Source organism: Marinobacter goseongensis (genome assembly GCF_023156235.1).
GTDB classification, from domain to species: Bacteria; Pseudomonadota; Gammaproteobacteria; order Pseudomonadales; family Oleiphilaceae; genus Marinobacter; species Marinobacter goseongensis.
The window spans coordinates 150,210-171,673 of the sequence record NZ_JAKZAI010000005.1; the positions used below are offsets into that span (position 1 = coordinate 150,210).

Sequence of the window (21,464 nt, forward strand, 5' to 3'; positions counted from 1 at the left end):
GAGAGCCCAACCATGTTCAGCAAAGTATTGATTGCCAACCGCGGTGAGATCGCCGTACGCACCATTCGCACCCTCAAGGCCATGGGGGTGGGCAGCGTTGCGGTTTACTCCCATCAGGATCGCCACAGCCTGCATGTGACCAGTGCCGACGAAGCCGTGGCCCTGACCGGCAATGGCGCCAGCGAAACCTACCTCGACAAGTCACAGATTCTGGCCGCCGCCAAGCAAACCGGCGCAACCGCCATTATTCCCGGCTACGGCTTCCTGTCAGAGAACGCGGACTTCGCCGAAGCCTGCGAAGCCGAAGGCATTGCTTTTATCGGCCCCACCCCCACACAGATGCGGGAATTCGGCCTGAAGCACCGGGCGCGGGAACTGGCGGAAGCCGCCGGCGTGCCCCTGGCTCCCGGCAGCGGTTTGCTGAATAGCCTGGACGAAGCACTGGGCGTGGCAGACAACCTGGGCTACCCGGTGATGCTGAAAAGCACCGCCGGCGGCGGTGGCATCGGCCTTACCCGTTGCAACAGCGACGGCGAACTGCGGGAAGCCTTCGAAACCGTGCGCCGCCAGGGCCAGAGCTTCTTCAACGACAGCGGCGTGTTCCTTGAGCGCTTCATCGCCCGCGCCCGCCACGTGGAAGTGCAGATGTTCGGTGACGGCGAAGGCAATGTGGTCGCCCTGGGCGAGCGGGATTGCTCCCTGCAGCGCCGCAACCAGAAAGTAGTGGAAGAAACCCCGGCCCCGAGACTCCCGGCGGCCACCCGCCAGAAGATGCTGGATGCCGCCGTGTCCCTCGGCCGGTCCGTCAATTACCGCTCCGCCGGCACCGTGGAATACATTTACGACGAGGAGCGGGACGAATTCTACTTCCTGGAAGTGAATACCCGCTTACAGGTGGAGCACCCTGTGACCGAGTCCGTCACCGGCCTGGACCTGATCGAGTGGATGCTGAAAATCGCCGCTGGCGAGAGCCCGGACCTGGCTGGTTTCCAGCCCAAACTGAACGGCGCGTCCATGGAAGTGCGCATCTACGCCGAAGACCCACTGAAAGACTTCCAGCCCTCCCCCGGCGAACTGACTGATGTGTACTGGCCGGAGGACGGCGTGCGGGTCGACACCTGGGTAGAAAACGGCAGTGAAGTGTCGGCCCACTATGACCCGATGATCGCCAAGCTGATCGTGCACGGCAAAGACCGCGACGACGCCCTGGCAAAACTGCAGGCAGCGCTGGCGGAAACCCGGCTGATGGGCATTGCGACCAACCTGGATTACCTGCGCCAGGTAGTGGCCCAGAAGAGCTTTGCCGACGGCGTTGTGTCTACTCGCGCGCTGGAGACCTTCGAGTTCAAACCGTCGGTGGCCGAAGTGGTCAAACCCGGCACCTACACCACGGTGCAGGATTACCCCGGCCGCGTGGGTTACTGGAACATCGGCGTGCCACCCAGTGGCCCGATGGACGACTACGCCTTCCGCATCGCCAACCGCATCGTTGGTAACCACCACGAAGCGGCGGGGCTGGAAGCCACATTGATCGGCCCCAGCCTGAAGTTCCACAAGGACTCGGTAGTGGCGCTGACCGGCGCACTGACCGAAGCCACGCTGGACGACAAACCGGTGGAATTCTGGAAACCCATCACTGTCAAAGCCGGTCAGGTGCTGGCCGTCGGCAAAGCCATCAAGGGCTGCCGCACTTACCTCTCCGTCCGCGGCGGCTTTGATGTACCAGTGTATCTGGGCAGCCGTTCCACCTTCGCCCTCGGCCAGTTCGGCGGCCACGGCGGCCGGCCCCTGCGCCCCGGCGACATGCTGGGCATCAGCCAAATCAACCTGCCGGCCTGCACCACCACCGCCCCAACCCACGACGCCGCCCCGGCGGACCCGGACCTGATCCCGTCCTACCCGGATCATTGGGAAATCGGCGTGCTCTATGGCCCCCACGGTGCCCCGGACTTCTTCACAGAAAGTTCCATCGAGAAATTCTTCCAGCAAGACTGGGAGGTGCATTACAACTCCAACCGCCTGGGCATCCGCCTGAACGGCCCGAAACCCGAATTTACCCGGGAAGACGGCGGCGAGGCCGGCCTGCACCCATCCAACATTCACGACTGCGAATACGCCATCGGCTCCATCAACTTCACTGGCGACATGCCGGTGATCCTCACCAAGGATGGCCCCAGCCTCGGCGGCTTCGTGTGCCCGGTCACCATCGCCAAGGCCGAGCTGTGGAAAGTCGGCCAGGTCAAACCCGGCGACACCATCCGCTTCGTCGCCATTGATAACGACACCGCGGTGAAACTGTCCGAACGCCAGGAACTGGCCATCGCCAGCCTGATGGCGCCACCGGAAGTCGCTCTGGTTGCGCCCCAACTGGCACCGCTGAGCGACCTGTCCGCCACCATCCTCGCCCACCTTCCCGAGAAAGACGGCCGCCCGGAAGTCACCTATCGCCAGGCCGGCGACCAGTATATTTTGCTGGAGTACGGTCCAAACGTGATGGACCTGGGCGTGCGCATGCGCATTCACGCGCTGATGGAAGCCATCGCCGACGTGCAACCCGGCGGCCTGCTGGAGCTCTCCCCCGGCGTGCGCTCGCTGCAATTGCGCTACGACGCCCGCTTGCTGTCACAGCAGGCATTGATGGAATACCTGCTGGACCTGGAAGAAACCCTGCCGCCCACAGACGAGCTGAAAGTACGCAGCCGCGTGATCCACCTGCCCATGGCCTTCGAAGACAGCGCAACGCTCGAAGCGGTGGACAAATACCGCCAGTCCGTCAGAGACACCGCACCCTGGCTGCCCAACAACGTCGACTTCATGCAGCGGATAAACGGCTTGCCGACGAGAGAGGAAGTGCGGGACGTGCTGTTCTCCGCCCGGTATCTGGTGCTCGGCCTCGGCGACGTATATCTGGGTGCCCCCTGCGCCGTTCCGCTCGACCCAAGGCACCGGTTGCTCACTTCGAAATACAATCCGGCCCGAACCTACACGGCGGAAGGCACCGTTGGCATCGGCGGCGTCTACATGTGCATCTACGGCATGGACTCCCCTGGTGGTTACCAGCTGGTAGGCCGCACCCTGCCAATCTGGAACAAATACCTGAAGAACCCCCAGTTCGCCGAAGGCGCCCCCTGGCTGCTAAGGTTCTTCGATCAGGTGTGCTATTACCCGGTGACAGAGCCTGAGCTGGACGAAATGCGCGATCAGTTCCGCGCTGGTCAGCTGGAAGTGAAGATTGAGGAAGAAACCTTTGATCTGAAATCCCATCAGGCTTTCCTGGACGCCAATGCCGACTCCATCGCCGATTTCCGGAAACTTCAGAAGGCGGCCTACGCCAAAGAAGTGGCCCTGTGGAAAGACAGCGAGGCGGAAGAGCTCGACAAACTGGCGAAAGCACCGCCAAAAGCAGATGTCTCCGACCTGGAGAAATTCGGTGAGCTCATCAGTGCCGAAATCGCCGGAAACATCTGGAAATGTCTCGTTAAGCCCGGTGACATCGTGGCCGAAGGTGATCCATTAATCATCGTAGAAGCTATGAAAATGGAGTTCGAAATAAACGCGACCCTTTCCGGAGAAATCAGTGCATTGCATACTTCCCCCGGAAAGGCCGTAACCCCTGGCGAACCAATACTAAGCATTAAGGTTTAGAGGACTCCAGCACCAGAGTATGTAGCGGTGGTGGGGGGAGTCTTTTTTCAAAACGTCGCCTGTCTGAGCAAAGCGAGTTTAAGCGACGTTTTTAAAAAAGACTCCCCGCTCCGCCGCCACCCCCAAAGTGCAGTGCGATAGTCATCAGAAGAGCACCATCATGACCAGAAAACCCGCAGCAAAACGCAAAGAGAGTATGGCCGATCGGGTATACGAAGCCCTTAAAGAGGACATCTTTGAGTTTCGGTTGATTCCTGGTGACAAGTTCAGCGAAGGTGATGTCGGCACCCGACTGAGCGCCAGCAGAACGCCTGTAAGGGAAGCACTTTATCGCTTGCAGCGAGAGGGGTATGTGGAGGTTCTTTTCCGCAGTGGCTGGCAGGTCAAGCCGTTTGATTTTCTGCAGGTCGAGGAACTCTATGATCTGAGGATTACGCTGGAACGGGCCGCCATGCACAAGATCTGCGCTCTGGACGAACAGCCTCAGGCCGTGCGAACGCTAACCGCGATCTGGAATCCGGATCATCCGTCAGAACGAGCGGTCGGCAGCACCGTGCGGGCACTGGATGAAAGCTTCCACTGCGACCTGGTCGCAGCCGCCGGCAACCGGGAGATGACCCGTATCCATCGGGAGATCACCGACCGGCTGCGAATCATTCGTCGGCTGGATTTCACCCGGGACGACCGGGTGGACGCCACCTACGTGGAGCACTCGGAGATTCTGGCCGCCATCCGCTCCGGCGAAGCCACCGCCGCCGCGGACAAACTCACGCAGCATATTCGTACCTCCCAAAAGGCCGTTCGCGAGATCACCATGGAGCGAATTCGCGAGGCGGCCGCGGCCCATCGGGGCGGGCAAAATATTGCCTCGGAGACCGCATAAATACTGAATTCAGGTTCATTTTCGGGCCACGCCAACGGCTCACGAGTCTGTGGGATATATCGCACAACAGCGGGAGCAATTGTCCGATATGTGCAGATCAGGCCATCTGTAGAATGCTCATTGTCAGGGATGACAAGCCAGCAAGGAACGTTGGTCAAGGATGATGACTCCAGGGATTTGGAGCAGCCCACGGATCAGGGCAGACAGGGACGACCACCAGGGATGAAGCACACAGGACGTGTGTAGCCTGAAGGATCAGGCGGGGGTCAGCCACGGACAAGGGATCACAGGGAAGGTGGTCCTGTTCCGTGCACTTTTTGCCTTCCAGTTCTTGCTCACCTGCAACAATCTTCCGACCAGCGAACGTCCTGCTGACTGCGTTCTGGCATCTAACCATAACGAAAGTATTCAGACTCAGGAGCTCACGCCCATGAAATCCACGCCAATGATGGCCACACTGGTTCTTCTTTTCAGCCTGCTGTCCGGCTTCGCCTACGCCGAACCGGCCGCCGTCAACATCAACACTGCCGATGTGGAAACCCTCGCCAGCCTGAACGGCATTGGTGAGAGCAAGGCCCAGGCCATTGTCGCTTACCGCGAAGCCAACGGCCCTTTCCAGTCCGCCGACGACCTGGTCAACGTCAAAGGCATTGGTGAAGCTACCGTTGCGAAGAACGCCGACAGCCTCGCCATCGAGTAAGCATTGCCCAGCGGAGCCACCGGCTCCGCGACCTTCTGCCGCTGGCGTTGCCCGGATCGCACTGATAATCTCACGCCCTTGCTCAACACCAAGCCAGGTCGCTATCCGATGATTCACGGTGCACTTCTTATTGCCCTCGCCGCCTTGCTCTGGGCCACAACCGGTATCGTGGCCAAGTTCCTGTTCACCGGAACCGAACTGCAAGCCATCACCCTCGGATTTTTACGCCTCGCGGTCGCGCTGCCTTTCTTTTTCGTGCTGATGCTCCGGGAACGCCGGGATACAACCGGCCAGCCCTCAGCGCGCCAGCGGCCGCCGGGGATCACCCTGAAAGCCTTGCTGCCACTGGCGGCCCTCGGCCTGTTTCAGGCCTGCTATCAGGGCAGCTATCTGATTGCGGTAGACCTGACCGGGGCCGGCATTGCCACCCTGATTGCCCTGTGTCTGGCGCCGGTGCTGGTGGCCATCATGGCCGCGCCGCTGCTGGGTGAAAGACCGGGGGTCATCACCGTGCTGGCATTGGTGGCGGCGATTATCGGCACCTCCATGCTGGTCGTCAGCGACATGGATACCGCCGGGGAACTTCGCCTGGCGGGCATTCTGGTGGCCGTCTTTGCCGCCGTGGTGTACGCCGGCTTCACCCTGACCAGCCGCCACACCTCCACCGGCACGCCGGTGTTCACCACCGCTTTTATCTGCTTCGCCACTGCGGCACTGATCCTGCTGATGGTGCTGCTGGTCACCGACGGCTTTGACGGTATCGAAACGCTGGGCATCCGGCACTGGCTGATGGTGGGCTACATTGGCGTGGTACCCACCTGCATCGGCTATCTGAGCTTTTTTGCCGGTATGAAAACCACACCTGCCACTTTGTCCAGCATCATCGTGACGCTGGAACCGCTGTTCGTCGCCTTGCTGGCGTGGATAATTCTCGGGGAGGTGCTGGGGGTTATCGGTGTGCTTGGTGCGGTGATCCTCACCGCTGCGGTCATCGTGGCCTCGCAGAGCAGCGCCAGAACCCTGCCCGGCGCAGTGCGAGCAGATGACCACCCGATCAGCGGGCGTCAGGCCGACTGACGCCCGCCCGCCTGTCAGCCGTCTTTGCGCTGCTTTTCCAGCATGTTCGGCTGCAGGATCTCAACCCAGTAACCGTCGGGGTCCTTGATAAAGGCCAGGCCTTTCATCTTGCCGTCGTCCGGCTTCTTCACAAACTCCACCCCGAGCGTTTCAAAACGCTCACACGCGGCGTAGACGTCCGGCACCGCCACGCCGATGTGGCCAAAGCCCTGGGGTTCGTCATTGCCGTTGTGGTAGCTGAAATCCGCATCGTTTTCGGTACCCCAGTTGTGGGTCAGCTCCAGCATGGCCTCGCGGCCGAAGATGAAAGTGGTTCGGTGGGCGTCGTCTGTCGGCACGGTGCTGGCCTGGCGGTCGTCCAGGTAGGCGAGGAAGTACAGGGTGAATTTCATCTCGGGGAAATCGAGCTTCCGCACCAGGCGCATGCCCATCACGCGGGTGTAGAAATCCATAGAGCGCTCGGGGTCTTTGATACGCATCATGGTCTGGTTGAAAACGTAGCCTTCTGTCTCCGGAACCGGTGCTTCGTGCAGGCCGGCGGCCTGTTCAAAGTGCTTGGGCATGGTTTTTCCCTTTGTTAATTGCTTGGGTTAAACGATATACCTGCGTGCGTTACCGGTGGATTTCAAGGGTGCTTCAAGGGGACCAAAAAAGGCCCCGCAGTCAGAGACCGAACCTGCGGGGCCTGAAAGGGCCAGTTTCCTGGCACACGCTTCAGAGACGCTCTGAAGCCTCTGGAGAGGCTCAAGAAGCCAGCTGATGCTCCTCACCCCGGTAATACGCCTCCACCCGGGGGTTCATAACGCGCTTCCAGAGGGGCGGCACCATAGCCAGGACGATCATGGCGGAGTAGCCGGCCGGCAGCTGGGGCGCGATGTCATGGTGACGCAGCACCTGATAGCGGCGCTTGGCGAACGCGTGGTGATCGCTGTGGCGCTGAAGCTGAAACAGGAACACGTTGGTCAGGAAGTAGTTAGAATTCCAGCTGTGCTCGGGGGTGGTGCGCTCATAGCGGCCGTTATCCAGCTTGCGACGATGCAGGCCGTAATGCTCGAGGTAGTTGACGATCTCCAGCAGGGTGAAGGCGAAGAAGCTCTGACCCAGGAAGAAGGCGGCGCCGAACCAGCCGAAGGCCAGGGTGAAGCCAATACCTACCAGTGCACTGATGCTGTACCACCAGATCAGCTCGTTGCGCCAGCTCAGGGCTTTGTGACCTTTGCGCTGCAGGCGCTGGGCCTCGAGCTTCCAGGCGTTGAGGAAGTTGCGCACGTAGGCCTGGGGCAGGAACTGGTACAGCGACTGGTTGTAACGTGACGACGACGCATCTTCCGGGGTAGACACGTGCACATGGTGACCTCGCAGGTGCTCCACCTTGAAACCGGCGTAGCAGACCAGTGACAGCAGGAACCCGCCGGCCCAGGTTTCCAGGCGGTCGTCTTTATGGATCAGTTCGTGGGCGACGTTGATGCCCAGCCCCCCGACGATGCCGATGGATACCACCCATCCCAGACCGCCAGCCACGCTGAAAATACCGGAGGCCAGCGTCGCCATGCCCCACACCAGCAGGACCGCAAAGCCGGCAACCCAGCCCAGGGTGATCACGCGGTAGAAGGCTTCGCCGTTCATCACCGGCACGTCGGTTTTCTCATCCGGGTTCAGGGAATCCTTGCCCAGCAACATGTCGAGCACCGGAATGATGCCGAACACCACCACCGGCACGCCCCACGCAAACACGTTCAACAGATCGGTGGCCTGGCCGGCGGCCAGCAGCAGCGGTGGCAGGATCAGCGGCACCATGGCAATGAGGTAGCTGTATTTTTTCAGGGTAAGCAGCACCTTGCGGCGTGCGCTTTCACTGTTGAAGCCGATGGACCGGGTACTCATAAAATGAACCTCGCTTGATTTCCCGTTGTGCTTTTCCTAATTATTGTCCTACAATATAGCAGTCGTCAATCTATTTGATCGTTTTTTTCATTACCGAAACAAAATTGCGACACGGATCAATACTTTGACTCCTTCTGCGAATCTCTCCTTTGGCAAGGCTGTGGTAAACTCATGAAAGACGCACCCATGGATAGCGGCCCCTCGCCCACTGCGGCGGGCCGGCTGAAACAATCGGTTCAGAGAGCCATTATGGATTTTCAGGTTCCCAACACCCTCGCGGAACAGATCGCGAATTACCTTGCCGAGCGCATCATGACGGGCCGGATCCGGCCTGGTGAACGCATTCATGAGGCCACCACGGCCACGGAGCTGAAGGTGAGCCGCGCTTCCGTCAAGGAGGCGCTTTACACCCTGGAGCGGTGGCACCTGGTTGAAATCACTCCACGCAAGGGCGCGTCGGCCTCCAAGCTGGACCAGGCCCACGCCTCGGAGCTGTACGACGTCTACATGCACTTGCTGATGATGCTCGCGGCGCGGGTCAGCGAGCGCTGGCAAGAGAAGGACAAGCAGCCGATGATGGATGTCGCCCGCAACGTGATCGAGCAGATGAACGAGCCCACTGCCAACGTCACTGCCATTGTTGAAGCCAGCTTTGAAGTGATGGAGGTGTGCTGCGAGGTGGTAGGCAACCCGTATCTCACCGAGGCCCTGTCCAATTTCAAGCCGGCGGTCAGCCGCGCCTACTACCTGAGCGCTGAGCGCTACCGCCAGGGCCTGGACCAGACCAGTCAGTTCTTTACCCAGCTGCCCCAAGCTGTTCTGGCGCGGGACGCGGATCGGGCCCAGGCTCTGATCCGGGAATTTGCCGAACATCAGAAAGCCCTGATTCTGCAAGCTCTGGCCTCCTGACACCGGATTCAGGCAGGCCAGACCATGTTGTGACTCAGCTCACAGACCTTCTCCACATTCCCGCTTATCGTAACAACGTGTAACCAGACCACATGGATGCTGCACCGGTTCTGCTGTCCCCTGCGGCCATAAAACAATAAACAGGCCGGCGCCTGGCCGGCCCAGATGATTCCGGGGCCACCATGACCAACGAACTCCCCCGCTCTGCCAAACGATGCACCCGCTGCCAACCGCGCTTATGGCCCGTGGCCGCCGCTGCCGTAATGGTATCTTTACCCGTCAGTGCGGATTTCCGCCCTCTGGATGACCGCGATATGGGGCACATCACCGGTCAGGCCGGGGTCACCATTGAGCTGGAAACCAAGCTGGATATCGGCAGGCTGAGCTGGCGTGACGAGGGCACGCTGAGCGTGAATGACTTGAGCCTGTCCGGCCACGACGGTTCGGTACTGGACAATCTGCAGATCACACTGGATATCGCCGGCGAGGGTGAAGTGCTGGAGCATGGCTTCTCGGAGATCGCCCGCCGAGCCAACGCCGGTGTGCTGGACGCAAGCGACCCGGACATAGCCGATGCCCTGGCCCGCTATTCCGTGGCCGGTGAATTTGGCAAGCAGTTCAACAGCGGCGACCTGGTGATCCACCTCGGGGCCGTCAACACCGGCGACCCCACCAGCCTTGACGATTACCTGAAGGCGATCGACTTCCAGCTGGAGGTGGGCAGCCTGCAGACCGAGGGCAGCGGTGGCAGCACCACGATGTTTTCGGACGTGCTTCTTAAAGGCTATGTGGGCCCCACGGACCTGGTCATCCGCAACGGGGGCGACGCCACCCGAACCCTCTCCAACGGCACGGTGGTGTCAGGTTCTGAGTTACAGCTGGATACCCACTTCGAAGTTGCCGACGGCAGCCTGAACTGGGATGTGGCCGACCTGATTTTCATCTTCAACTTCGCGGCAGTTGGCATTGAAGGGCTGCAGATTCATAACCGCCGCGGCGACGATACCCTGGGGCATTTCGGCATGGCCCACGCCACCGCCAGACTCTCCCGAGGCACCAGCGCCGTCTCCGGCAAGGAAGGCCTGTCGATCCATAACGTGGAGTTCCGCGCCGACATCGATATGCCGGTGTTCCGCATTGGTCCCGAAAGTATCGGCAGTGTGTCGTTCACCGACTTCGCCATCACCGACACCACCCTGATGGTCTATGGCCACTAGCGCAACACTGGACAGCGGCCTTACCTCTGCCTGTAAACTGCCCGTCTCTCACTGACGGGCAGGCCATGACGGATTCCACCGACCTTACATACTCGAAAAAGACATCCTGGCGGCGGCTCACCCTGTTCAGCCTGATGTTCATCATCCTGACCGGCATCGGGCTGTACGCCGTGTACGACCGGTTCGCCGGGCGAAGCCTGACCTTCGACAGCCGTCTGATCAACCCGGCCACGGTAACAGCGGTGATCGCGTTACTACTGGTCTACTTCAGCGCCGACGGCCTACGCCTGCACTTCACCCTGCGGGCACTCGGGCACCGGCTCCCCCTGCCCGCAATTTTCCGCCTGGTGTTCATTAACCTGTTTTTCTCCAACGTCACACCCATGGCCACCGGCGGCGGTTTCGCGCAGATCTGGTACCTGCATCATCATGGCGTGCCCGTGGGGCGGGCAACCGCAGCCACCACCATCCGAACGGTGCTGGCGGTGGTGTTCATATTCTCGCTCACCCCGGTGTTCCTGCTGACGCTGGACGCGTTCAACGGCCGCTCACTGGGCGGAAACCTCGGTGTCGCCCTGGCGGTTATCATCGCGCTCTACCTGGGATTTTTCGCGGTGTTGCTGTTCCGCACCCGCTGGCTCATCGGCCCACTCAGCGGGTTGCTGGGCATGCTGCATCGCGCCCACCTGATTGGGGAAAACCGCCACCGACGCTGGCAGTTCAAGGCGCGCCGCGAGATGCTGCGTTTCACCAAAAGCTTCAGTGACTACCTGCGAGGTCGGCCGCTGTTTGTCTGGTTGTCGGTGGTTTTTACGGCGGTGTTCCTGCTGAGCCTGTTCAGCTTTCCGGCACTGCTGATGGTCAGTCTGGGATACGAGGTGGACTATCTGGTGTCACTGGGCTTACTGGTAGTCACCACCTTTATTATGTACTTCTCACCCACCCCCGGTGCGTCGGGCATCTCAGAGGGTGTGTTCGGCAGCTTTTTCCGCGATATTCTTTCGGGTAACCACCTGATTCTGGTCATTGTCAGCTGGCGGCTACTGACCATCTATCTGGGCATGCTCATTGGCCTCGTGGTGCTTCAAAGGGAGCTGCTCAGACAGCGCAGACATGTGAGAGGAACGGAATGATCCTGCGTAATCCGCTGAAATGGTTGTTTTACGTTTGCCTGCTGATTGTCATCCTGCTGGTGGGCTACAAGATCTATCTGAATGTTTTCACCGAGGATTTCGCCGGTATTCATACCGATCAGGTGGAACGGATCGAACAGTTGGTAACACCGGGGCAACCGTTCAGCTTTGCGGTGGTCGGCAACATCAATAACTCCGTGGGGGTATTCGAGGAGCGCATGATTCCCCTGCTCAATGATGCCGGCGTCGACTTCATGGTGTCTGCCGGCAATGCTGTCAGCGGTGGCGGGGAAGACAAGTACCGGGCCCTGCACGGCACCCTCAGCCACCTCGAAATGCCCTACCTGCTGACCTTCGGCGCCCATGAGTACGAGGATTTCGGCAGCTTCCGCTTCTACGATCATTACGGCCCGCACTTTTTCAGCGTCATCGCCGGGGATGCCCGGCTGATCTTCCTCGACAGCACCGGCAAAACCCCCTGGCAATGGCAGATGCGCTGGCTGGATGATCTGCTGAGCCAGGGCACCTCCCGGGCGCGCCTCGTATTTATTGGCCATCCGCCGTTCAAGCCCGCAAGCAGCCTGCCCTTTGACCGCGACGAGGATTACCTGAGCCCGCCGGAATTTCGCGAAGCCTTGCTGGACATGGCTGACAGACACCAGATTGACCGGGTGTTCTCCGCCAATCTGTCGGCATTCGCTGAAACCGGGCGGGGTAACACCGGATACATTGCCACCGGGGGTGCGGGCGGGCTGGTGCTGAACGACGACACCAGCTTCTACCACTACGTGCGGGTGGACGTTGATGCAGACGGCCAGGTCAGCCACACCCTGCAGCGGGTGGAGGTGGGGCAGGATCCGATTCTCAAACGACTGGAAAGCCTGTGGTTCTTTATTTATTCGTTGTTCTACACCGGCTATCTCAACTTCCTGCTGATTGTTGCGGTGTTTATAGCGGTCACCATCAAGCTGTACGGCGCCATCTTTGTCGGCAAGGACTACTACCCGGACTATGATCTGGACCCCGCGCCCTGGCTGGGCAAGCCGCTGCGGGTGGCCATGTTCACCAACAACTACCTGCCGTTTATCGGCGGCGTCCCCATCTCCATCGACCGGCTTCGGCGTGGACTGGAACAACTGGGTGACGCCCTGCTGATCGTCGCGCCACGATACCGTGGCGAACCCCATGGCGAAACCGGGGTGCTGCGGGTGCCTTCCCTGCTGGCCATGGGTGAAAAACGGGAATTCCGGCTGGCGAACATCTTCCTCGCCCGCATTCGCAAGCAGGTGCGCCGGTTCCGCCCGGATGTCATCCATTTACACCATCCGATCTGGCTGGGTTCATTGGGCCTGTTTATGGCGCGGCGGCTGGGTATACCGGCCATCTACACTTACCACACCCGGCTGGAGCACTACGCCCACTTTGTGCCGCTGCCGGGGATGCTGTTCCGCAACCTTATTTCCCACGCGCTGATCAGGCGGTTCGCCAACAAATGTGACGGCGTGATCGTGCCCACCTACTCCACCGAAGAATATCTGCGCATGATCGGGGTGAAAGCCCCGACCTATGTTCAGCCCACCGGGATCGAGTATCAGCGTTTCCAGGAGGTTGACCCCGCCGAGGTCAGCGATCTTCGCAAGCGGCTGGGGCTGGGCAGGGAAAAGATCTTCATCAGCGTGTCGCGGCTGTCGAACGAGAAGAACATTGATTTCATGATCGAGGCCATCAGCGCGTTACGCCGGGAAACCCGGGTGCCGTTCCGTTTCCTGATGATTGGCGACGGGCACCAGCGGGACCGCCTGCAAGGCAAAATTGAACAACTGGATCTCGCCGGCCACGTAACGCTGGTCGGTGCGGTACCACCCGAGGCGATGGCCACCTGGTACAAGCTGGGGGATGCGTTCCTGTTTGCGTCGAAATCGGAAACCCAGGGCATGGTTATTCTCGAGGCCATGGCCGCCGGACTGCCCGTGGTGGCGGTGCGCTCCAGCGGTATCGAGGATGTGGTTCGCCACGGGTTAAATGGCTTCAAGACCCCGGAAAAACAGGATCAATGGCGTGCCTGCGTCAGACAGCTGCTGGAAGATGACGACCTCCGCGCTGAGTTGGCCACCCAGGCGCTGGCCTTTGCCGAAGACTTTTCAGTAGAACGTTTCGCTGACGACGTGCGGCATATTTACGCCACCACGCTGGCGCTGGTGGACAAGAAACGGAAGCGCCGTCGCTCCGGAACCTGACGCGGCGATTTCGCCGGCGGCGCTGATCGGTTTACACTGGAAACACGTATTTTCTGTGTATATTCACGACCGGAGAGACAGCGTGAGCGGCATCCCCGTTGGAATCAGCACCTGCTTGTTGGGCAAGGAAGTTCGCCATGATGGCGGGCATAAGCATTCCCATTACTGCACCCAGGTGCTTTCCAGACATTTCGAATTCCGCGCCATCTGCCCCGAGCTCGAGGCCGGGCTGGGCGTGCCCCGGCCCGCGATTCACCTGCGCGAGCACGACAACGGGCTGCGGTTGATTGAAACCCGGGGCACCGCCGACCATACCCCCGCCATGCAGACGTTCATTGACCGGATCCTGCCGGAGCTGGCTGACCTTCGTGGCTATATTCTGATGGCCAAGTCGCCCAGCTGTGGCATGGCGCGTATCAAGGTGCACAATGAGGAAGGCCGGGTTACCCGCCGGGATGGCAGGGGCATGTTCGCAGACGCGTTAATTCGCGCCTACCCACTCATGCCGGTGGAGGAAGAGGGCCGCCTGAACGACGACAAGCTGCGGGAAAATTTCATTGAGCGGGTGTTCGCCTACGACGACTGGATGCAGAACGTAGCGGGAGCCAACCTCTCGGCAAAAGCACTGATCGAGTTCCATACCCGCCACAAGTTTCAGCTGCTGGCCCATTCGGAACGGCTGTATCGCCAGCTCGGCCCGATGCTCAGCGATCTGAAATCCGAGCCCCTGGCGGATCTGGCGGATCGCTACATTCAGGGTTTTATGGAAGCCATGGGCCGCCGAGTCAGCCGTGGCTCCCACGTTAACGCTATGCAGCACCTGATGGGCTATCTGCGGGATTCCATGGCGGACGAAGACCGCAAGGTGATGATCGAGCAGATTGAGGCTTACCATCGCGGCGAGGTGCCCTTAGTGGTCCCGATGACCCTGCTGCGCATGGCGCAGCGCCGGGAACCGGTGGACTATCTGAGCACTCAGCAATACCTGACGCCCTATCCCGATGAACTGGGACTGCGCAACCGGGTGTAATGCCGCCTGGTCACGCCAAAAAAAACGGGCCCGCCCGGGCCCGTTCTCGTGTTGGATGGCTGAGATCAGAAGCCGTAAAGCACTGAGATCGAGGTTTCGGTGTCGGTGTCGTCGGAATCCGGCGGCGCGTCCGACACGTGCTTGACCCGGTAGGCCACTTTCATCGACAGATTGCCAACAATGCTGGCCTGTATCGAGGTTTCCGATTCGGTAATGACGTTGTTCTCGTCAAGGCCGATTTCGGAGCTCAACTTCTGGCGAAACAGAGACGTTTCGGAGAGACCGTAATCGAACTGGGCAGCCAGTCGCGCGATGGCCTCTTCCTCGTCCCGGTTTCCGTCCTCGTCCGGCTCCTCCAGCTTGTTGAACCGGTAACCGAGACCGGCCGACAGGTCGAGGAACGTGCGGTCATTCCAGTTCAGGAAGCGGTTACCGTAACCGGCCGTGGCCGATGACTGGAAATCGTACCCGGAGAACCGGTCGTCCTCGTAACCGCCCCGCAGGAACAGGTACTGGTGCTCATCAAACTTGTAGTTGGTCTCAAGCTCGGCGCGGTAACGCTCGGCGGTGGTTTCATCCTCCGCTTCGGAATACACCGAACGGAAGTCACCACTGTTCCGCCACTCCGTCACTTCGTGAATCAGTCCAAGACGAGCATTCACGTTGGTTTCCTCGGTGTTGCCGGTGGTCTTCAACACACCCAGCTCCGCCTCACCTTGCCAGTCTCTCGCGTCTGCGGCCGCCAGAGGCGACACCAGAATCGCGGCGATGGCCGTTGCCTGCTTCAGTCCCATAGAATCTCCTTGTTACAAGTTTGCGGATTTTCCGGTCTGCTCGCCCGCCAGACTCTTCCGGGCCTGACGTTCCCGCTCCGCTCTCTTGCGGGCTTTGCGTTCAGCGATGATGCGGGCTGCTTCGCCGCCCACATGGGCTTCGCCGCGCTCTTCCGCCAATCGCATCTGCCTCTCCCGCTCGGCAAACCGTGCTTTCTGCTCTTCGGTCAGTGACTCGATGCACTGATGACAACTCACGCCCTGCTCGTATTCCAGGCGCTGCTTGTCGTCTTCGGTGATCGGCCGGCGGCAGGCGTGGCATTGGTCATAGCCGCCACGTTCCAGCCGGTGATTCACCGTCACACGATCATCAAACACGAAACATTCGCCCTGCCAGAGGCTCTGCTCCTCGGGCACCTCCTCCAGGTACTTGAGGATGCCACCGTGCAGGTGATACACCTCTTCGAACCCCTGCTCTTTCAGAAACGCCGTGGATTTCTCACAGCGGATACCGCCGGTGCAGAACATGGCGACTTTCTTGTGTTTTGAGGGATCCAGATTGTCCTTCACATACTCGGGAAACTGTCGGAAGGTGTCAGTGGCCGGATTGACGGCGTTTTTGAACGTTCCGATCTCCACTTCGTACTGGTTGCGGGTATCTACCAGAATTACGTCAGGGTCCGAGATCAGATCATTCCAGTCTTCTGGCTGCACGTAGGTGCCAACGATGCGCCTGGGGTCGATCCCCTCGACACCCATGGTGACGATTTCTTTCTTGAGCTTCACTTTGGTGCGCTTGAACGGCTGGATATCCACGAAGGATTCCTTGTAATCAATGCCGTCGAAACGCTCATCGCTACCCAACCAGGCTTTGACGGCATCAATGCCGCCACGGCTGCCGGCGATGGTGCCGTTGATGCCCTCCCGCGCCAGCAGCAAAGTGCCGTGCACGTCCTGCCCAAGCAATACATCCAGCAACGGCTGGCGAAGGGCTTCGTAATCATTCAGAACTGCGAACTTGTAAAGTGCGCAGACAACCACATCCTGACTCATGTTTCTCTCCTGCGGGCCGGACCGTAAATCCGGAGCATGGGGTAAAAAAATCCCCCGTTGCCGGCGATCGCTGGATCGGAAGGCAGACAGGGGACGGAAATTCTAACTAACCGGGCATACCAATCAAGTTAATCCTGATTACCATTTGCCAATTCGCGCTCCACCACGGCAGACAACTGGCCCCAGCCCGGGCGGCTCAGGCGTATATTGTCGACCAGTACGGTGGGGGTGCTGGTCACCCGCATCTGCATCGCAACCTGCAGGCTCTGCTCCACCGCTTCCCGGTGCAGTTCGGTTGTCATACAACGGCGGAAACGGCGCTCCTCAAGACCCAGGTCGTTGGCGTAGCGGGAAAAGGTGGTCAGGGGATCACCAGACCCGCTCCATTCGGTCTGCATGCCATACAGCTCGTCGTGCATCTGCCAATAGGCGCCCTGATCGCCGGCACACCGGGCGGCCTGGGCCGCGGGCATCGCGTTCTGGTGCTGTTGCAGCGGCAGGTCAAAGTACACAAAGCGGACCTTCCCGGTGTCGACGTATTCCTCCTTCAGCCGTTGGCTGGCGTCCGAGAAGCGTCCGCAGGCAGGGCACTGGTAGTCGGCGAATTCGCGGACCACCACTGGCGCATCAGCGTCGCCGACGGAAATGCCATAGCGATCCAGCGCTGCGGGGAAGGCGTCTGCACCGGGGGTGGCAACCGGAAGCTCGTCCGACGTTTTGTCCGGCGCCGCCGTCAGGAAGAACACCCCGATGATGGCCGCGACGATCGCGAGGGCTGTTACGCCGAGCACCAGCGGTTTGCGGCTCTGGGGTTTTGCCGGTGATGGCTGGCCGGTTTCCTTGCGTCGTTTTGCTTCACCCATACGAACTCCTTGTTATTCGCTGCTGTGGTGTTTATTAGTTTTCAGGGGTTTGTGAGCACGCTAAGATCCTTTATATCCTACAAAAGTTCCAACAAAAATTAAGGAATACTCATGGCTTTGCCTGATTCTCTGAAGAACCGCCTGTCTCTGCCGCTGGTGGCCGCCCCCATGTTTCTGATCTCCGGCCCCGAACTCGCCCTTGCGTGCTGCAAACAAGGCATCGTGGGCAGTTTTCCGGCGCTGAACCAACGCACCAGCGAAGGTTTCGAGCAGTGGCTGATTCAGATGAACAACGAACTTGAGGCGCTCCTTGACGCGGATCCCGACCACCCGCCGGCGCCCTATGCGGTCAATCTTATTGTTCACCGCACCAACCCGCGCTGGCAGGCGGATCTGGAACTGTGTGTGAAACACCGGGTGCCGATTATCATTACTTCGCTGGGTGCAGCCAGCCAGGTGGTTGACGCGGCACACAGCTACGGCGGCCTGGTGTTCCACGATGTGACCAACCAGAAACACGCCCGCAAAGCCGCCGAGGCCGGCGTGGACGGCATCATTGCGGTGGCCGCCGGCGCTGGCGGCCATGCCGGCACCATCAACCCGATCGTACTGGTGCACGAAATTCGCGAGGTCTTTGACGGCGCCATCCTGCTGGCGGGCGGACTGTCGCAGGGTGAGGACATTCTGGCCGCCCGGGCCATGGGTGCCGATCTGGCCTACCTGGGCACCCGCTTTATCAACACCGAGGAATCCCAGGCGGATGACGCCTATCGCAACATGATCATCGAAGCGGTGTCCGGCGATATCATTCATACCCCCGCAGTCTCCGGCATACCGGCCAGTTTCATGCGTCAGAGCCTGGAAGCGGCGGGCTTCCCGATGGACAAGCTGCATCAGGCCGGTGACGTGAATTATGGCGAAAAACTCAAGCCCATCGACGACGAGGCCAAGGCCTGGAAAACGGTGTGGTCAGCGGGACAGGGCGTGAGCCAGATTCGGGATGTAGTGTCAGTAAAGACTCTGGTGGAGCGTCTTGAGCGCGAATACCGCGAGGCAAAGCAGAGGTTGTGCAGCTAGAACGCACAACTGGAGCACGCCGCTCGACCCGGGCCCGCCATTCACTGGCCTGCCCGGGGTCGGCAACGGTTAAAGGTCAGTCGTCGCTGTCGTCAGTACCCTCGTCTTCCAGCTCCACCTCATCGGCGACGTAGTTATTGCTGCCAACGGGGCTCTCGATGTACTCCACCTCAAGCAGAGGGCGCTGGCCTTCGCTGAACAAGTCTCGCACAAGCGCTCGGTTACCATCCTCGAAAGCCGAATTATCAGCGGCGATCCGCACCCCCAGTACGGTAATGGTGGCACTGTCGATGGCGGTGAGTCGCCCGGTCAGCTCAAATTCGGCATCCTCGATGGGCTCCCGCTCGATCTTGACCGCGTCCAGGAACACAGCGCCTGTCTGATCAGACCGCTCGATCCCCTCGACCTCCAACTCGAAGGCGCCGTTGAGATCGTTGAATCCAATCCGGCGGTCGTCTTCATCGTCGCTGATGATGGTCAGCGGAGTTACCCGGACCAGCACGCCGCCGACCCGGAAGGACCTCGCCTGAGGATCGATGGAAGCGGTGTCCACAGGCCCCTCTACTTTCGCGTTGGCATCGCGGATGTCGATTTCCTCTGCTTCCACCCGGCCGTCTGCCAGGAAGTCACCCTCCACCTGAATCAACAGGCCCGGCTGCAGATCACTGGCGGAGAGACCGTCATCGAACACGTCGTCGCTGGGTACCACCACAGTCAGGCCATTGATGGTAAAGGTGCGATCGGTTGCGCGGTAGGCGGTGGCAACCGGCCCGGCAAACTCGATGTCATCGCCTTGGCTGCGTTCATAGCGGCGGGCTTCGTCCCGCTCCAGGCTCGTCGCACGAATGGCGGGTTCGCCGTCGAGAGTGACAATTTCACCCTCGGCTTCCACCCGGAACCCCGGCGTTTGCAAATCCGATGGGGTCAGCCCGTCTTCGAACGTTGTATTCTGCTCGTCGAACTCAACGAGGAAACCGTTGATCCGGAACTGGTTCACCCCGACGGTGCCGGGGTCACCGTCAATGCTGCCCTCAATTTCCACCTCACTGGCGGGCCCGTTCAACGCCCCGATGTAACTTGCCCGGTAGTTCCCGCTCGGGAGGCGCCAGCCGCTGACACGAATGACGTCCGCATCGGCCAGTGTTTGCAGCGAGACACCCCGGAAGACGGTCTGCTTGTCCGCGACGATGGTCTGGCCGTAAAGGGTGAAGGTCACACTTTCCCGTATGGAACTGTTATCCGGGTCAGCGACCGCCACCAGGTCCGCAATTTCGCCACGGAAGGTGTCGTCGTATTCCACCCTATCGGCAGTGCCCTCGCCATTTTCACGCCACTGGCCATCAACCCTCAGGATCATGCCTTTATCAAGCTGGCGTTCCGTGGTGATGCCGTCGTCGCTGGCGACATTGCCGTCGGTTTCAAAGCGAATACCATTTACAAAAACGCTACCGAAACCGGAAACCGGTCCAACGCTGGCACCCGTGCCACGAATACCACCATCGGCAATGCCGACACTGCCCCCGCCCCCGCCTCCACCACAGCCCGCTATGGCTATTGCCAGCAGGGGAAGCAGGGGCGCATTCAGACGGCGGCGTGAGGTTGTCGGTTTCATTGAACTGTCTCCATGACCAGCCGTCCAGGCCGGCAGTTGTCATCCAAAATCGTTATACCGCCGGCGCCGCAATGGCCGCACAACACGCACGGGGAACTCCATTCGCGCCCTGTTCGGAAGTTTCGGCTGCGGTGGCGCATACGCGCTTCGGCGTAGCAGCAGTTGCCCGTTTACGTGCCGTTCGACAATGCCCTTGCGGAGCAATTCGTTGAGAATCACGACCGGGGCCAGCTCAAGGTTGACCTGGTGGACCAATCGTGAAAAACGGCAATCTTCGTCTCCGGTCATGGTCAGCAACACCGGATCATTGTGGTCGTCCAGAAAGTGTGCAGAGCTGATCCATTGCTGCACAACCTGCCGCGCGCCCAACGACAGCAAGGTGCTGACCAGGTCTGTGGGTTCCCAGGGGACAACCTCCCCCGCACTGCTGTCGACCGTCATTCAGTTGGCTCCTCGCCTGGTTCCGGCTGCACCGGATCCTCGAAGTAAAAGAGACTGACGCCGGTTCTCACTGTTTCTCCGGTTCTCACTGTTTCTCCGGTGCGCCCGTTTCCGCTGCGCCCCGCGATGTCGAGATCGTGTGGCCCCAGCCAACGGTCCAACTGCTCAAGCAGGGCCTGGGACTGGGCGGCCGCGTGACTGCGCCAGCGAGCCATGATTTCCGGAGGAATGTTGTTGTACGTCAGTGTCCGTTGGAACAGCGGTTGACTGCCGGACTCGCCGCTGACCAGATTATGATCAATTGTTGCTATCAAATCTGATACGTCTTCCCCGAAGATCTGGAGCATTTCTTCACTATCTCCGGCCGGCACATAGGCACGCTGCCTCAATGCCAGTCTGCCGCTTTCAGCGTCCACACCCACAACTCCGACCCGCAGCAGTTCATCCAGCACAGCTCGCGGCGGCATGTCGCCACTGTGACGTCTGACCAGCTCGCTGAAACTCAGCACCCCATCGAGGGGCAGCAGTGCCGGTTCTCCGTTGACATCCTGGAAGGCAGCGTCGTGGACCCAACCTGATACAACCCGCGAGGCGCGATTGCTATGACTGGCGCTGATCGCGCTGGCGCCCTCGCCGGAAAGGATTTCACGGTGCCGCCTGACTTCTTTCCGGGTCAGACCGGTCATCACCGCCGCCCGGGAATCCGTGGGTTTCCTGCGTCCGTCACCAAAATCTTCCAGTGCCGCTTCCACGTAGGCGCGCTTGACCAGGTCCGCAAACTCACCGAACGGTATCCCGTTGCGGAGCAGAAGCCGGGCAAGGGGGCGCAGAATTCGATACAGCGCCCGATGCAGAGGTGGGGTGTCGGAATGTTTCATGTTTGGGATTGTATTCCCATGGCAACATCAAAACCAGAAACACCCGGTGACA

18 protein-coding genes are annotated in these 21,464 nt (G+C 60.2%); 10 read left to right on the top strand and 8 right to left on the bottom strand.

All coding sequences use genetic code 11. From position 1 onward, the window contains the following. Positions 1 to 12 precede the first annotated feature (12 nt). The 4 genes from uca to MLC70_RS05825 all read left to right on the top strand — a co-directional run bounded on the left by uca (position 13) and on the right by MLC70_RS05825 (position 6,305). A complete protein-coding gene (gene uca / locus MLC70_RS05810; protein WP_248182167.1) occupies positions 13 to 3,645 on the top strand; it encodes an urea carboxylase in 3,633 nt (1,210 codons plus the stop codon). A gap of 160 nt (positions 3,646 to 3,805) precedes the next feature. Further along, positions 3,806 to 4,528, top strand: a complete 723-nt coding sequence (locus MLC70_RS05815; RefSeq protein WP_248182168.1) for a GntR family transcriptional regulator — start codon at positions 3,806 to 3,808, stop codon at positions 4,526 to 4,528. Between the two features lie 430 nt (positions 4,529 to 4,958). Continuing rightward, a complete protein-coding gene (locus MLC70_RS05820; protein ID WP_248182169.1) occupies positions 4,959 to 5,228 on the top strand; it encodes a ComEA family DNA-binding protein in 270 nt (89 codons plus the stop codon). A 108-nt stretch (positions 5,229 to 5,336) separates the two neighbouring features. Then, on the top strand, positions 5,337 to 6,305 hold the full coding sequence (locus MLC70_RS05825) for a DMT family transporter (protein ID WP_248182392.1): 969 nt from the start codon (positions 5,337 to 5,339) through the stop codon (positions 6,303 to 6,305). A gap of 14 nt (positions 6,306 to 6,319) precedes the next feature. Here MLC70_RS05825 and gloA read toward each other — a convergent pair whose 3' ends face one another. Then, entirely contained in the window at positions 6,320 to 6,868 is a 549-nt protein-coding gene (gene gloA / locus MLC70_RS05830; protein WP_248182170.1) for a lactoylglutathione lyase, read from the bottom strand. A 181-nt stretch (positions 6,869 to 7,049) separates the two neighbouring features. Next, positions 7,050 to 8,189, bottom strand: coding sequence for an alkane 1-monooxygenase (locus MLC70_RS05835; protein WP_248182171.1), 1,140 nt, complete (start codon positions 8,187 to 8,189; stop codon positions 7,050 to 7,052). Positions 8,190 to 8,438: 249 nt separating this feature from the next. Between MLC70_RS05835 and MLC70_RS05840 the strand changes: the two genes are divergently transcribed. The 5 genes from MLC70_RS05840 to MLC70_RS05860 all read left to right on the top strand — a co-directional run bounded on the left by MLC70_RS05840 (position 8,439) and on the right by MLC70_RS05860 (position 14,715). Further along, positions 8,439 to 9,098: a GntR family transcriptional regulator gene (locus MLC70_RS05840; protein ID WP_248182394.1), complete on the top strand. Its 660-nt coding sequence runs from the start codon at positions 8,439 to 8,441 to the stop codon at positions 9,096 to 9,098. Positions 9,099 to 9,280: 182 nt separating this feature from the next. Continuing rightward, a complete protein-coding gene (locus MLC70_RS05845) occupies positions 9,281 to 10,315 on the top strand; it encodes a DUF6160 family protein (protein ID WP_248182172.1) in 1,035 nt (344 codons plus the stop codon). A 65-nt stretch (positions 10,316 to 10,380) separates the two neighbouring features. Then, positions 10,381 to 11,448, top strand: a complete 1,068-nt coding sequence (locus MLC70_RS05850) for a lysylphosphatidylglycerol synthase transmembrane domain-containing protein (RefSeq protein WP_248182173.1) — start codon at positions 10,381 to 10,383, stop codon at positions 11,446 to 11,448. Beyond that, positions 11,445 to 13,685, top strand: coding sequence for a glycosyltransferase (locus MLC70_RS05855; protein ID WP_248182174.1), 2,241 nt, complete (start codon positions 11,445 to 11,447; stop codon positions 13,683 to 13,685). Before MLC70_RS05850 ends, MLC70_RS05855 begins: the two co-directional genes overlap by 4 nt. An 82-nt stretch (positions 13,686 to 13,767) precedes the next feature. Then, on the top strand, positions 13,768 to 14,715 hold the full coding sequence (locus MLC70_RS05860; RefSeq protein WP_248182175.1) for a YbgA family protein: 948 nt from the start codon (positions 13,768 to 13,770) through the stop codon (positions 14,713 to 14,715). A gap of 65 nt (positions 14,716 to 14,780) precedes the next feature. On the opposite strand, the gene MLC70_RS05865 is transcribed toward MLC70_RS05860, so the two are convergent. The 3 genes from MLC70_RS05865 to MLC70_RS05875 all read right to left on the bottom strand — a co-directional run bounded on the left by MLC70_RS05865 (position 14,781) and on the right by MLC70_RS05875 (position 17,404). Further along, positions 14,781 to 15,509 carry a DUF481 domain-containing protein gene (locus MLC70_RS05865; protein ID WP_248182176.1) on the bottom strand — a complete coding sequence of 243 codons (729 nt, stop codon included), beginning with the start codon at positions 15,507 to 15,509 and terminating at the stop codon, positions 14,781 to 14,783. A gap of 12 nt (positions 15,510 to 15,521) precedes the next feature. Continuing rightward, positions 15,522 to 16,541 carry an oxygen-dependent tRNA uridine(34) hydroxylase TrhO gene (gene trhO, locus MLC70_RS05870; protein ID WP_248182177.1) on the bottom strand — a complete coding sequence of 340 codons (1,020 nt, stop codon included), beginning with the start codon at positions 16,539 to 16,541 and terminating at the stop codon, positions 15,522 to 15,524. Positions 16,542 to 16,669: 128 nt separating this feature from the next. After that, positions 16,670 to 17,404: a DsbA family protein gene (locus MLC70_RS05875; RefSeq protein WP_248182178.1), complete on the bottom strand. Its 735-nt coding sequence runs from the start codon at positions 17,402 to 17,404 to the stop codon at positions 16,670 to 16,672. 111 nt (positions 17,405 to 17,515) lie between these two features. Here MLC70_RS05875 and MLC70_RS05880 point away from each other — a divergent pair, with 111 nt between their 5' ends. After that, on the top strand, positions 17,516 to 18,481 hold the full coding sequence (locus MLC70_RS05880) for an NAD(P)H-dependent flavin oxidoreductase (protein ID WP_248182180.1): 966 nt from the start codon (positions 17,516 to 17,518) through the stop codon (positions 18,479 to 18,481). Between the two features lie 76 nt (positions 18,482 to 18,557). On the opposite strand, the gene MLC70_RS05885 is transcribed toward MLC70_RS05880, so the two are convergent. From MLC70_RS05885 to MLC70_RS05895, 3 genes are read right to left on the bottom strand one after another with little or no spacing between them, the layout of a single operon-like run. After that, a complete protein-coding gene (locus tag MLC70_RS05885; protein ID WP_248182181.1) occupies positions 18,558 to 20,093 on the bottom strand; it encodes a DUF5666 domain-containing protein in 1,536 nt (511 codons plus the stop codon). A gap of 39 nt (positions 20,094 to 20,132) precedes the next feature. Further along, positions 20,133 to 20,534: a hypothetical protein gene (locus tag MLC70_RS05890; RefSeq protein ID WP_248182182.1), complete on the bottom strand. Its 402-nt coding sequence runs from the start codon at positions 20,532 to 20,534 to the stop codon at positions 20,133 to 20,135. Beyond that, on the bottom strand, positions 20,531 to 21,412 hold the full coding sequence (locus MLC70_RS05895; protein WP_248182183.1) for a DUF6502 family protein: 882 nt from the start codon (positions 21,410 to 21,412) through the stop codon (positions 20,531 to 20,533). Before MLC70_RS05895 ends, MLC70_RS05890 begins: the two co-directional genes overlap by 4 nt. Positions 21,413 to 21,464 lie beyond the last annotated feature (52 nt).

Bases quoted from the DNA above. Each gene is read 5' to 3' on its own strand.
- uca (WP_248182167.1), top strand. From the start codon at position 13: ATGTTCAGCAAAGTATTGATTGCCAACCGCGGTGAGATCGCCGTACGC.
- MLC70_RS05885 (WP_248182181.1), bottom strand. From the start codon at position 20,093: ATGAAACCGACAACCTCACGCCGCCGTCTGAATGCGCCCCTGCTTCCC.
- MLC70_RS05845 (WP_248182172.1), top strand. From the start codon at position 9,281: ATGACCAACGAACTCCCCCGCTCTGCCAAACGATGCACCCGCTGCCAA.
- MLC70_RS05820 (WP_248182169.1), top strand. From the start codon at position 4,959: ATGAAATCCACGCCAATGATGGCCACACTGGTTCTTCTTTTCAGCCTG.
- MLC70_RS05875 (WP_248182178.1), bottom strand. From the start codon at position 17,404: ATGGGTGAAGCAAAACGACGCAAGGAAACCGGCCAGCCATCACCGGCA.
- MLC70_RS05855 (WP_248182174.1), top strand. From the start codon at position 11,445: ATGATCCTGCGTAATCCGCTGAAATGGTTGTTTTACGTTTGCCTGCTG.
- MLC70_RS05890 (WP_248182182.1), bottom strand. From the start codon at position 20,534: ATGACGGTCGACAGCAGTGCGGGGGAGGTTGTCCCCTGGGAACCCACA.
- MLC70_RS05880 (WP_248182180.1), top strand. From the start codon at position 17,516: ATGGCTTTGCCTGATTCTCTGAAGAACCGCCTGTCTCTGCCGCTGGTG.
- MLC70_RS05865 (WP_248182176.1), bottom strand. From the start codon at position 15,509: ATGGGACTGAAGCAGGCAACGGCCATCGCCGCGATTCTGGTGTCGCCT.
- gloA (WP_248182170.1), bottom strand. From the start codon at position 6,868: ATGCCCAAGCACTTTGAACAGGCCGCCGGCCTGCACGAAGCACCGGTT.
- trhO (WP_248182177.1), bottom strand. From the start codon at position 16,541: ATGAGTCAGGATGTGGTTGTCTGCGCACTTTACAAGTTCGCAGTTCTG.
- MLC70_RS05850 (WP_248182173.1), top strand. From the start codon at position 10,381: ATGACGGATTCCACCGACCTTACATACTCGAAAAAGACATCCTGGCGG.
- MLC70_RS05815 (WP_248182168.1), top strand. From the start codon at position 3,806: ATGACCAGAAAACCCGCAGCAAAACGCAAAGAGAGTATGGCCGATCGG.
- MLC70_RS05825 (WP_248182392.1), top strand. From the start codon at position 5,337: ATGATTCACGGTGCACTTCTTATTGCCCTCGCCGCCTTGCTCTGGGCC.
- MLC70_RS05835 (WP_248182171.1), bottom strand. From the start codon at position 8,189: ATGAGTACCCGGTCCATCGGCTTCAACAGTGAAAGCGCACGCCGCAAG.
- MLC70_RS05840 (WP_248182394.1), top strand. From the start codon at position 8,439: ATGGATTTTCAGGTTCCCAACACCCTCGCGGAACAGATCGCGAATTAC.
- MLC70_RS05895 (WP_248182183.1), bottom strand. From the start codon at position 21,412: ATGAAACATTCCGACACCCCACCTCTGCATCGGGCGCTGTATCGAATT.